This is a genomic window from Nioella sp., assembly GCF_964229645.1.
Lineage (GTDB): Bacteria > Pseudomonadota > Alphaproteobacteria > Rhodobacterales > Rhodobacteraceae > Nioella.
The window spans coordinates 25,321-37,012 of the sequence record NZ_CAXREX010000113.1 but is presented as its reverse complement, the minus strand read 5'-3'; the positions used below and the strand labels follow the sequence as shown (position 1 = coordinate 37,012).

Here is an 11,692-nt window from a genome sequence, read left to right as displayed (position 1 = left end):
TGATATTCCCAGGCGCGCTCGGAGATGAGGTCGATCGAGCCCACCACCCTGTCGCCCTCTCGCATGGGAACCTGGCGCAGGATGATGCCATGGGCGCTGTAGGTCTGGAGCGCGGCGATCACGTCGGAGACGCGGTCGGTCCTGGCGTCGATGCCGTTGACGAAGATGATGGTGGGCAGGCCCGCCGCCTCCAGCAGGCGCAGGTAGGGCGCCGAGAGCACTGCCGCGCCCGCTTCGGCCGGGACGCAGAGCACGGCGGCGTCGGAGGCGGCGAGCGCGGGGCCCGCCTGGGGCAGGAATTCGAGCCCGCCGGGGATGTCGAAGGCGGCCCAGTCATCGCCCATGAACCGGAAGCTGCTCACACCCGCGCCGCCCATGGTGGCGAGGGTATTGCCGCGCCCGCCCTCCAGGCCCGCCAGCGCCTCGACCAGGGCCGATTTTCCGGCGTGAGGCGGCCCCATGATGGTGAATGTCCGCATGGCTGGGTCCTCCCGTTTTGGTTGCATCATGGTCCGGCATCGGCCCGAGTCGGGTCAAGGCTAGCGCAACCGGGGCTTCGCCAGCATGATCCGGGTCAAACCGGGCTTGGTGGTGGCCAGACTATCATTCCGTTGTCATGCAACCGTAATGCCAGCGTCACGAAAGACGGGCAGGGGAGAGATATCCAATAGCTGGAGATACTCCCATGACCTATCGTTCGCTTCTGCTTGGAACCGCGGCTGCCCTCGTGGCTGGTCCCGCGCTGGCGGATATGAATTTCAACCGTATCGCGTCTTTCCCGGTCGTCGAGAACCAGCCCGGCGCGGAGGAAAGCTCGTCCGAGATCATCGCCGCCACCGCTGACGGAATGACGCTGGTTTATACCGACAGCCCGGCCGAGGTGCTGGGCTTCATCGACATCACCGACCCCCATGCGCCGCGGGCCGCAGGCGTGCTGGAGCTGGATGGCGAGCCGACCTCGGTGGCCGTCGCCGGGCAGGCCGCCTTCGTCGGCGTGAACACCTCGGAGGACTACATCAACACCTCCGGGCACCTGCTGGCCGTGGACGTGACCAGCCGGGCCGTGCTGGGCGATTGCGACCTGGGCGGTCAGCCCGACAGCGTGGCCGTGGCTCCTGATGCAAGCTTCATCGCCGTGGCCATCGAGAACGAGCGCGACGAGGATCTTGGCGATGGCCGCGTGGGCCAGATGCCGGCGGGTTTCGTGGCGATCGTGCCGCTTGCCGATGGTGCCATGCAGTGCGACGCGATCATCCGCGCCGACGTGACCGGCCTGGCCGAGATCGCGCCCGAGGACCCTGAGCCGGAATACGTCTCGATCAACGATGAAGGCGAGATCGTCGTGACGCTGCAGGAAAACAACCACATGGTGGTACTGAGCGCTGCCGGGGAGCTGCTCAGCCATTTCTCCGCCGGCGCGGTCGACCTCGAGGGTATCGACGTCGATGAGGAACGTGCCTTCGTCTACAATGGCAGCCAGCCGGGCCGCCTGCGGGAACCCGATGCCGTGACCTGGATCGACGCCGATCATTTTGCCATCGCCAACGAGGGCGACATGGATGGCGGCAGCCGTGGCTGGACGATCTTCCACCAGGACGGGAGCGTGATCTACGAATCCGGCACGGATTTCGAACGGGCGATCATCGAGATTGGCCACTATCCCGAGCGCCGGTCCGGCAACAAGGGCGTGGAACCCGAATCCGTGACCTTCGACGTGTTCGACGGCACGCCCTATGTCTTCGTGGGCGCCGAACGCGCGAGCGTGGTCGGGGTCTACGACGTGACCGACCCTGCCAACCCGGTTCTTGAACAGCTCTTGCCCTCGGGCATCGGGCCGGAAGGATACGTGACCATTCCCGGGCGCGGCCTGCTGGTTTCGGCCAACGAGGTTGACGGGCTGGAAGACGGCGCGGCACGCAGCCATGTCATGATCTACGAATACCAGGATGCGCCGGCGGTCTACCCGCACCTGACCAGCGTGGGGATGGATGAACTGACCGGCTGGGGCGCGATTTCGGGCATGGTCGCCGACCCGGACTCCGGGCTGATCTACGCGGTGAATGACAGCTTCTACGCGATGCAGCCGACGATCTTCGTGATCGAACCCTCGATGGATGGCCCGAGCCGCATCATCGACGCAATCCGCGTGACCCGTGCTGGCCAGCCTGCGCAGCTTTTGGACATGGAAGGCATCACGCTGGATGGCGAGGGCGGATTCTGGATCGCTTCCGAGGGCCGCACCGACCGGCTCGTGCCTCATGCGCTCTACCATGTCAGCGCCGATGGCGAGATCGAGGATTATGTGCCGCTGCCCGAAGAACTGCTGGCCGTCGAACGCCGCTTTGGCTTCGAGGGCATCACCATGGTGGGCGATACCCTGTGGATGGCAGTCCAGCGCAGCTGGGACGATGACCCCGAGAACACAGTGAAGCTGGTGGCCTATAACACCGAGACCGAGGAATGGGGCGCCGTGCGCTACCAGACCACCGACCCGGAAATGGGCTGGGTCGGCCTGTCGGAAATCGTCGCCCATGGTGACCATGTCTACCTGATCGAGCGCGACAACCAGATCGGCTCGGCTGCCGTGACCAAGCTGATCACCCGCGTGGCGCTGGAAAACATGGTGCCCGCACCGCTGGGCGGTGATCTGCCCGTGGTGGAGCACGAGGTGGTCGTGGACCTGATCCCCTACCTGACCTCGACCGGCGGCTACGTGCTGGACAAGGTCGAAGGGCTGGCGATCATGCCCGACGGCACGATCTGGGTGTCGACCGACAACGACGGTGTCGACGATCACTCGGGCGAGACGATGTTCTTCGCCATTCCGCCGATGTAAGCGCATTTCAGCAGGCGTGGCCCCCGGCGGAGCGATCCGGCGGGGGCTTTTTCGTTGGGGGTCTCGTCATGCATTTTCGCATGGTTCGGATGCAAATTACGGCAATTCACGCATGATGCCGGTTGTCCTATCTCGGGTCCAACAGCGATGAAGGAGACCGAGATGAAAGCGATGTATTACGACAGCTATGGTGGCCCCGAGGTTGTTTCCCCGCGCGAGATGCCGCGCCCGGAGCCGGGGCAGGGTGAGGTCTTGGTGCGCGTGGGCGCTGCCGGGATCACGACCGCCGACTGGCGGCTGCGTGCCTCGGCCTTTCCGGGTGGGCTGTGGCTGCCGGGGCGGCTGATGTTCGGGCTGTTTCGCCCGCGCCGCAGGGTGCTGGGCGGCGATTTCGCAGGCACGGTCGAGGCGGTGGGCGCGGGTGTGACCCGCTTCCGGCCCGGCGACCGGGTCTTTGGCTTCAGCATGTTCGGGGCCCATGCGGAATACCTGGCGATGCCCGAAACGGGGGCGATTGCCGCCCTGCCCGGCGGGATGTCGGACGAGGAGGCCGCCGCGCTGCCGTTCGGGGCGCTCTGCGCGCTGGAATTCCTGCGCGATGTTGCGGGCGTCCTGCCCGGTCAGCGGGTGCTGGTCGTGGGCGCATCGGGCGGGGTCGGCGGCTACGCGGTGCAGATCGCGCGCTGGCTGGGGGCCGAGGTGACGGGTGTCGCCAGTGGCGAGAACCTTGCCTATGTCCGGTCGCTCGGCGCGCAGGAGGTGGTGGATTACCGGGCAGAGGACGTGACCCGGCGCGACACGATGTTCGACGTCGTGTTCGACACGGTGGGCGCGCTCGATTTCCGGACCGCCCGGCGCATCCTGGCCCCGTCCGGCCTGTTCCTGCCGCTCAATTTCGGGATCCGCGCCCTGCCTGCGGCCCTGGTCTCGGGGCTGGGCCTGGGGCGGGGGCCGCGCATGAAGCTCCATGTCAGCGGGGACAGCCGCGAGGGGGTGGAGACCCTGGCCGCGCTGGTGCTGGAGGGGCATCTTCGCCCGCTGATCGACCGGGTCTATCCGTTCGAGCGCATCCGCGAGGGCTATGCCCATGTGGAGGGGCGGCACCGGCGCGGGGCGGTGGTGCTGGACCTGTCGGCGGCCTGAGTGTCGGGGCGGCGTCACTCCTCGCGGGCCAGGCGCCGCTCTCGCCACAGGATCATCAGACCCCCGGCCACGATCAGTATCGCGCCGGGGAAGAGATCGCCGAAGGGGGCTTCGTCGAAGAAGAGCCAGCCGAGGGTAAAGGCGGTGGGAATGCCGAAATAGGCGAAGGGGGCGAGGTTTCCGGGTTCGGTCATGCGGTAGGCGATGACCATGCACAGAACCGCCGAGCCCCCGAAGAGCCCCATCGCCACGATCCAGGCTAGGTCGGTCAGCGAGGCGATGGGCGCGTAGCCGCCAAGCGCCATGGCCAGCACGAAGGCCCCGAGCGCCGACATGGACGAGGACCACAGGTTGATCAGCGGGCTGGGCACCTCGGCGTCCATCATCCGCGAGGAGACCCCCGCGAACCCGTAGAGCGAAGCGGCGATGAGGGGCAGCACGACGTCGAGGCCGAAGCCTTCGCGCCCCGGCCCCATCACCAGCACGACGCCCGCGAAGCCCACCAGCGCCGCCGACCAGCGGAACGCGCCTACCCTCTCGCCCAGAAGCGGCACGGAATAGAGCAGGATGAAGAGCGAGCTGGAATAGGAAATGGTGGCCGCGGTGGCGAAGGCGATGCGCCCGATGGCGAGGTAGAAACAGAACTGCGCCACGGTCACCGCCAGCCCCCGGATCACCGCGATGGGCCACTGCCGAAGCCACAGCCTGCGCCCGCCCGCGCGCCATTGCCGGGACGACCAGAGCGCGATGCCGGCCGGGATCAGCCCGAAGAGATTGCGGTAGGAGGACAGCTCGGCGGCGCTGTAGCCGTGGGTCGACAGGTGCTTGATAACCAGCCCCATGAGATCGAAGAGCACGATCGAGGCAAGGCTGATCAGGATCGCGGGAAGGGCGCGGTTGGGGCGGCCCGTCTGGGATGCGGCGACACTCAACGGGGGCTCCTTGACCGGGCGCGCGGGGCTGCGCACGCGGTCAGGTTAGCCCCCCGCGCATTCCCCCGTCCAGTTCGGGCTGCGGCTTTCCACATCGGGCCGGTCGTTGTCATACCACCACCAGCCGGAAAAGCTGCACGCGGAGCTGAACCAGAATTCGAAGCCGCCCACACGGTCGGGATCGTCGACGCGCCCCCACCGGCCCTCGACCACCCAGACGGCATGGGCGCGATCCTCGCGGATGTCGGACACAGCGAGGGTCTTGTTGGGGTCGCCGTAATAGCCTTCGTCCCAGTGAATATCGCCATAACTGGAGGTGAACACGCTGTAGATGGCGGGAAAGGCGCGCGCTTCGCGCGCTTCCTGCGCCTCCTCGAACACCTCGCGCACCCAGGTCAGGCGCTGGTCGATCCCGACCAGGGTCTCGCGCCGGGTGGCCTGAGAGGCGGTCCGGTAGGCGTCGATCAAGCGGTTTCGGGCGCGGGAAACGATGCTGGCCTGATCGGGTGTATCGGTTGCGGCCACAGCTTCGGCAACCTGCTGGGTGATGTCGCGCAGGAAGGCGGGCATTTCGAAGCCCGCAGCGGCCTCCAGGCTGTCGATCTCGGCCTCGGCCCGCATCGAGACGGCCATTTCGATCACGAAGCTTGCCCGGTCGTAGATCGGTCCGCCATCGACAACATCGACCTGCCCATCCGCGCGGCGCAGCCAAAGGGGCTCGGCCAGTGCGGCCTCTGCCGCCAGCAGGCGCTCGCGTTCGCGCAGCAGGGCCTCTTCTTCCGATTGGGCGTAAGAGACCAGGTCCTGCGGGGTGAATTCCTGTGCTGCCAGGGGTGTCGCAGCGAGCAGAACCACGCTGAGAAGGAGGGAACGGAACATGGCATGGGCCCCCTGTGTCTTGAAGATACACCGGGGATCATAGCACTTTTGGAGGCTCTCGCGCGCTTTTGACAGAAAAAGGCCCGGCGCCTTTGAGGATGCCGGGCCTTTTCGATCGTGTCAGTGCTGGCTTAGTCGGTCCAGTGAACCCCGGTCAGGTCGATGGCCTGGGTGGGTGAATTTTCCCACAGACCCTCGATATTGGCATTTGCCACGCCGGTCTTGGCCAACTGGAACAGGTAGCCGTTCACGTAGTCCTCGGCGATGATCTGCTGCGCCTGTTGCAGCAGGGCAGACCGACCCGCCGGGTCGGTGGTGGCATTCAGTTCCGCCATCACCGCGTTGAAGGCGTCGGACTGATACTGGAAGTAATAGTCGTCTCGCCCGTAGATCCCGATATCCATCGGTTCGGTATGGCTGACGATGGTCAGGTCGAAGTCATGGCCGCGGAAGACCTGTTCGAGCCACTGCGCCCATTCGAGGTTGGAAATCTCGATATCGAGACCAACCGCGCGCAACTGGGCGGCCACGATCTCGCCCCCGCGCCGGGCGTAGGAGGGCGGCGGCAGCATCAGGCGCAGGGTGATCCCCTCGGCGCCCGCTTCGGCCAGCAGTTCGCGGGCGCGGTCGGGGTCGTGGGCCGACAGGCCGGTCAGGTCGACATAGTCGGGGTTGTGCGGCGCGAAATGGGTGCCGATGGGCGTGCCATAGCCGAACATGGCCCCGTCGATGATGTCCTGCCGGTTGATCGCATGGGCGATCGCCTGGCGCACGCGCACGTCGCTGAGGTGATCGGCCATGTTGTTGGTGGAGAGGATGGTTTCGCCCTCGGTCGAGCCCACGATCACGTTGAAGCGCGGATCGGCATCGAACTGGGCCAGCGTTTCGGGGCTGGGATAGACCGGGAAGGCATCCACGTCGCCCGCCATCATCGCCGCGAAGGCGGCGTTGGGGTCCGAGATGAAGCGGAAAGTCGCGGCTTCCAGCGCCACGGGCTCGCCCCAGTAGGCGTCGTTGCGCACCAGTTCCACCCGGTCGCCCTGCACCCATTCCGAGAAGCGGAAGGGACCGGTGCCCACCGGGTTGGTGGCATTGGTGTCGGCGCTTTCGGGCGCGACCATCACGGCGTCGCCCCAGGCCATGTTGAAGAGGAAGCTGCCATTGGGGGCAGAGAGCGTCACCACCAGCGTGGTGTCGTCGGCGGCCTCGACGCTTGCGATGCCGGCAAAGAGGCCCGGCTGCGCGTTGGTGGAGCCTTCGGCACGGGCGCGGTCGAGGCTGAACACCGCGTCTTCGGCGGTGAAGCTGGTGCCGTCATGGAACATGACGCCGTCGCGCAGGTGGAAGGTATAGGTCAGGCCGTCCTCGGAAATGTCCCAGCTTTCAGCCAGGCCCGGAATGACCGAGCCATCCGAGGCGAAGCGCGTCAGCCCTTCGAAGACGTTGGCATAGACCACCTCGTCGATGGCGGCCGCCGCGCCGCCCGTCGGGTCGAGGTTCGGGGGCTCCAGCTGCATGCCGATGGTGATGTCGGTCGTGGTGGCGAAGGCGGCCGTGCTGCCCAGCACCAGCGCGAGCGCGGTGGATTGCAGGATACGCATGTCATTTCTCCCTGTCGCGGCCGGTCGCGTGCCGACCCTCTCCCCATGAAAGGCCCAACCGGGCCGTTAATCAAGCGAATCGAAAGGTAACTTTCTTGCGCGGGCCCCGCGTCAAGACTGGATTTCTGCAACGCAGCATAGTATGCCGCGCCACCGCATTGACGCTGCATGGGAGGAGACATGAGCGCCACCGCCAAGAAGACGGCCCCGTTGCCCGCCGATATTCTCGCGCGAAAAGGGGGGCTGCCGCTGGTCTGCCTGACCGCCTATACCACCCCTGTTGCCCGCCTGACCGACCCGCATTGCGACATCGTGCTGGTGGGCGATTCCCTGGGAATGGTGCTGCACGGGATGGAGAGCACGCTGGGCGTCACGATGGAGATGATGATCCTGCATGGCGCGGCGGTGAAGCGGGGGCTGAGCCGGGCGATGATGGTCGTGGACATGCCCTTCGGAAGCTACGAGGAAAGCCCGTCCCAGGCGCTGCGCAACGCGGCCCGCATCCTGCGCGAGACGGGCGCGGCGGCGGTCAAGCTGGAAGGCGGCGTCGAGATGGAGGAGACGATCCGCTTCCTCACCCGCCGCTCGATCCCGGTCATGGCGCATATCGGCCTGACGCCGCAGGCGATCAATACGCTGGGCGGCTACAAGGTGCAGGGGCGGGGCGAAGACCGGGCCCGCGTGCTGGACGATGCTCGCGCGGTCGCACGGGCCGGGGCGTTTTCGGTGGTGCTGGAGAAGGTGCCTGCCACGCTGGCCGATGAGATCACGGCAGAACTGCCCATTCCCACGATCGGGATCGGGGCCTCGGCAGGATGCGACGGGCAGATCCTCGTGGTCGATGACATGCTGGGGCTGTTCACCGCCTTCAAGCCGAAATTCGCCAAACGCTACGCGGAACTGGGCGAGACGGCGGATGCGGCCATCGCGGCCTATGCCGCAGAGGTGCGTGCCCGCAGTTTCCCCGCGCCCGAGCATGTCTTCGGCGAAGAGGCGCAGGGGGCCAAGCCATGACCGCCCCCATCATCCGCAGCAAGGCGGCGCTTCAGCAGATGACCCGCGGCTGGCGGCGTGCAGGTGAGGTGATCGGCGTCGTGCCCACGATGGGCGCGCTGCACCAGGGGCATCTCAGCCTCGTGCGCGCGGCCAAGGCCGGGGCCGACCGCGTGATCGTGACGATCTTCGTCAATCCAAAGCAGTTCAACGACCCCAAGGACCTGGAGAATTACCCGCGCACCGAGGAAGAGGATGCGCGCAAGCTGATCCCTTTAGAGGTCGACGCGATCTATTGCCCGGACCCCGACCAGATCTATCCCGACGGTTTCGTGACCACGGTTTCGGTCGGCGGGGTTGCCGATGAGCTGGAGGGCGCGTTCCGCCCCGGCCATTTCGACGGGGTGGCGACCGTTGTCACCAAGCTCTTTACCCAGACCATGGCCGATCGGGCCTGGTTCGGGGAAAAGGACTACCAGCAGTTGCAGGTGGTCACGCGGCTGTCGGCGGACCTGGACCTCGGGACCGAGGTGGTCGGCTGCCCCACGATCCGCGAAGAGGACGGGCTGGCCCTGTCGTCGCGCAACCTGCTGCTGTCGGACCGGGCGCGGATCAAGGCCCCGGCGCTGAACGCCGCGATGGAACGGGCCGCGGCGCGGATCGGGGCGGGCGAGCCGGTGGCTCAGGTCCTGGCCGAGGCCAGTGCAGAGGTGGAGCGCGCGGGGTTCAACGCGGTCGAATACATGGAACTGCGCGACAGCGAGACGCTGAAACCCGTTGAGGTGCTGAACCGTCCGGCTCGCCTGCTGACGGCTGCACAACTGGCGGGCGTCAGGCTGATCGACAATATTGCCGTGGGCTAAGGCGCGGGCGGTTTGCGACTTAAAGGCCGCGGCCCGTCGGGCCGCGATCCTCCTGGCCTCCTGCGCGGACCGCGTCAGCCGCGCGGGGTGGGGTGCAGGAAGTCGATCCAGTGGGGGACAGGCTCCGATGCCTTGCGCTCGCGCGCGGCGGGGAAGATGCCGCGCAGGTCAAAGGCGGTCATCAGGAAAGCGAAGGCGTGCAGGTTCTGGGCTGCGTGGGGCATGATCTTGATCCTGTATAAGATCGGGAAGGGAGGGATTGCCGCCGAGATAGGCCCGCGCCGCACCAACGACCACCCAGAGACTGGTCAATCCCGGCTTGCACGGGCTGCATGGCCAGGAATGCCCCGGTCGCTCAGGTCAGAAGTTCGCGCAGGGTCAGCGCCATCACCTTGGCGCTGTCCATCATGTCTTCGACCCCGACCCATTCGTCGGGCTGATGCGCCAGATCGAGGATGCCGGGCCCGTAGGCGATGCAGTTCCTCAGCTTGCCGATCCGGTCGATATGCTTCTGGTCGTAGGTGCCGGGCGAGACCACGAACTGCGCCTCGGTGTTCAGCACTTTCTGAATGGCCGCCTGCACCGTTTTCACCACCGGCGCATCCTCGTCCGTCATCGTGGGGACCACCTCGAAGAGATCGCGGATCTCGTATTCGAATTTCGGACGGCTGGCCTTGATGCTTTCCAGCATCCGGGCGACCTCGGCCTTCACCTCGGCAAGGTCCTCTTCGATCAGAAAGCGCCGGTCGATCACGATGCGGCAGCGGTCGGCGACGCAAGGCGCGGGCAGGCCGGTATAATCGTCATCCTGTTCCGGCTCGCCGCCATGGATCGAGTTGATGTTGAGCGTCGATTGCCGCGCGCCTTCGGGCACCACGGGCATCGCCGTGCGCTTGCCCGCCAGAAGCGGGTAGAGCGTGCGCTCCATCTCCTCCAGCACCGCGCCCATGTGACGGATCGCGCTGTCGCCCAGGAAGGGCATGGAGCCATGGGCGATGCGCCCCCTGGTCTCGATTTCCGCCCACCAGACGCCGCGATGGCCCAGGCAGATGCGGTCCTTGTTCAGGGGCTCGGGGATGATGACGTGCTGCACTTTTTCGGGGCGGAACCAGCCATGTTCGGCGAGGTAGGCCACGCCGCCATACCCGCCCGATTCCTCGTCCGCCGTGGCGCTGATCTCGATCGCGCCCATGTAGTCGGGGAAGGCTGCGATGAACGCTTCGGCAGCGATGACCGAGGCGGCGAGCCCGCCTTTCATGTCACAGGTGCCGCGTCCGTAGATGCGGCCGTCCCTCAGCTCTCCTCCGAACGGGTCGGTGGTCCAGCCATGGCCCACCTCGACCACGTCGTGATGGCTGTTGAAATGCACGCATTCCCCCGCGCCACCCGCGCCCTGGTGGCGCGCCACCATGTTCCAGCGCTGATATTTCTCGCTGTCGGCGGGTGCGCCGTGCGCCCGGATCAGGTCGACGTGAAACCCCTTGCGGCGCAGCCGCGCGCCCAGGAAGTCGCAGATGTCGTGGTAGTGGCGCCCCGGCGGGTTCAGCGTCGGGATGCGCACAAGATCCTGTGTCAGCTGGATGAGCTCCGCCTCGCGGGCGGCGATTTCGGCATAAAGGCGGTCAAGGCTGGGATCTGCTGTCATGGCCTGCACTTTGCGCCCAAGGCCAACATGCCGCAAGCCCTCGCATTTGGCTTGGCCGTCCCCATCTGTCAGGGTAGGACACGGGCATTGGCCAGGAAGGGATTTGACCGACATGAGATGGGTTCGCTGGAGTGTTCTGCTGCTGATCGCGCTCCTTGTCGGCGGCTTCCTGCACTACACGCTGCCGGGCCGCGACGTGGTGCGGATCACGGGGACGGAAATCATCCGCGCGGACCTGTCGGGCTGGAACCGCATGTTCTACGCGCGATCCGACACCGGCAATACCGAGGGCACCAATCGCGACCTGCGGCTCATCAACACCACCCGGCCAGATGGCCGCGTGAGCGTCTACCGCAACGAGGATACCGGCTTTGGCTGGCCGCCCTATTTCAAGCTCGACAGTTCCAACCTGCATGCCGAGGCGGCGGACCTGACCTCGACCAGCGCCAGCCCGCAATGGGTTGTCATCACCCATTACGGCTGGCGGATGCCCGCGCTGTCGATCTATCCCAACGCGGTGGCAATCCGCGCGGTGGACAGCCCCGAAGTGAGCCTCTTTCCCTGGCTCAATATCGTGATCTTGACCCTGCTGGCGGCGCTTCTCTTCGTGCTGTGGCGGCTCTGGGAACGCTTCGAGGACCGGGTCATCGACCCGGTGGTGGACGGAGTGATGGTGCGCTGGGCCAAGCTCAAGGACCGCGTTTCAGGCCGCTGAGCCTGCCCTCTTCTTGGTCAAAATACTCCGGGGGTGCGGGGGCAGAGCCCCCGTGCATTTTCCGCTGCGGAAAATGATCCGCGAT

At 66.4% G+C, this 11,692-nt stretch carries 11 protein-coding genes; 5 read left to right on the top strand and 6 right to left on the bottom strand.

Features of this window, described 5'->3' with window-relative positions; all coding sequences use genetic code 11:
• A partial coding sequence (locus ACEQXV_RS07715) for a GTP-binding protein (RefSeq protein WP_370268587.1) occupies positions 1-479 on the bottom strand: 479 nt, incomplete at its 3' end.
• A 206-nt stretch (positions 480-685) separates the two neighbouring features.
• Between ACEQXV_RS07715 and ACEQXV_RS07710 the strand changes: the two genes are divergently transcribed.
• Together ACEQXV_RS07710 and ACEQXV_RS07705 are read left to right on the top strand one after the other, a co-directional pair.
• Positions 686-2,836, top strand: a complete 2,151-nt coding sequence (locus ACEQXV_RS07710) for an esterase-like activity of phytase family protein (protein ID WP_370268586.1) — start codon at positions 686-688, stop codon at positions 2,834-2,836.
• Between the two features lie 162 nt (positions 2,837-2,998).
• Complete coding sequence (locus ACEQXV_RS07705) at positions 2,999-3,979, top strand: NAD(P)-dependent alcohol dehydrogenase (protein WP_370268585.1); 981 nt, start codon at positions 2,999-3,001, stop codon at positions 3,977-3,979.
• Positions 3,980-3,993: 14 nt separating this feature from the next.
• Here ACEQXV_RS07705 and ACEQXV_RS07700 read toward each other — a convergent pair whose 3' ends face one another.
• The 3 genes from ACEQXV_RS07700 to ACEQXV_RS07690 form a co-directional block, all read right to left on the bottom strand.
• On the bottom strand, positions 3,994-4,911 hold the full coding sequence (locus tag ACEQXV_RS07700) for a DMT family transporter (RefSeq protein WP_370268583.1): 918 nt from the start codon (positions 4,909-4,911) through the stop codon (positions 3,994-3,996).
• A 45-nt stretch (positions 4,912-4,956) separates the two neighbouring features.
• Positions 4,957-5,790 carry a hypothetical protein gene (locus ACEQXV_RS07695; RefSeq protein WP_370268582.1) on the bottom strand — a complete coding sequence of 278 codons (834 nt, stop codon included), beginning with the start codon at positions 5,788-5,790 and terminating at the stop codon, positions 4,957-4,959.
• Positions 5,791-5,921: 131 nt separating this feature from the next.
• Entirely contained in the window at positions 5,922-7,391 is a 1,470-nt protein-coding gene (locus ACEQXV_RS07690) for an ABC transporter substrate-binding protein (RefSeq protein ID WP_370255356.1), read from the bottom strand.
• Positions 7,392-7,571: 180 nt separating this feature from the next.
• On the opposite strand from ACEQXV_RS07690, the gene panB reads away from it, so the two are divergent.
• Both panB and panC read left to right on the top strand, forming a co-directional pair.
• On the top strand, positions 7,572-8,405 hold the full coding sequence (panB, locus tag ACEQXV_RS07685; protein ID WP_370268581.1) for a 3-methyl-2-oxobutanoate hydroxymethyltransferase: 834 nt from the start codon (positions 7,572-7,574) through the stop codon (positions 8,403-8,405).
• Entirely contained in the window at positions 8,402-9,247 is an 846-nt protein-coding gene (panC, locus tag ACEQXV_RS07680) for a pantoate--beta-alanine ligase (protein WP_370255352.1), read from the top strand. The genes panB and panC overlap by 4 nt, the downstream gene beginning before the upstream one ends.
• 74 nt (positions 9,248-9,321) lie before the next feature.
• On the opposite strand, the gene ACEQXV_RS07675 is transcribed toward panC, so the two are convergent.
• On the bottom strand, positions 9,322-9,471 hold the full coding sequence (locus ACEQXV_RS07675; protein ID WP_370255351.1) for a hypothetical protein: 150 nt from the start codon (positions 9,469-9,471) through the stop codon (positions 9,322-9,324).
• Positions 9,472-9,602: 131 nt separating this feature from the next.
• Positions 9,603-10,892, bottom strand: a complete 1,290-nt coding sequence (locus tag ACEQXV_RS07670) for an acetylornithine deacetylase/succinyl-diaminopimelate desuccinylase family protein (RefSeq protein WP_370268580.1) — start codon at positions 10,890-10,892, stop codon at positions 9,603-9,605.
• 112 nt (positions 10,893-11,004) lie between these two features.
• Between ACEQXV_RS07670 and ACEQXV_RS07665 the strand changes: the two genes are divergently transcribed.
• Positions 11,005-11,607, top strand: coding sequence for a DUF1523 family protein (locus ACEQXV_RS07665; RefSeq protein WP_370268578.1), 603 nt, complete (start codon positions 11,005-11,007; stop codon positions 11,605-11,607).
• Positions 11,608-11,692 lie beyond the last annotated feature (85 nt).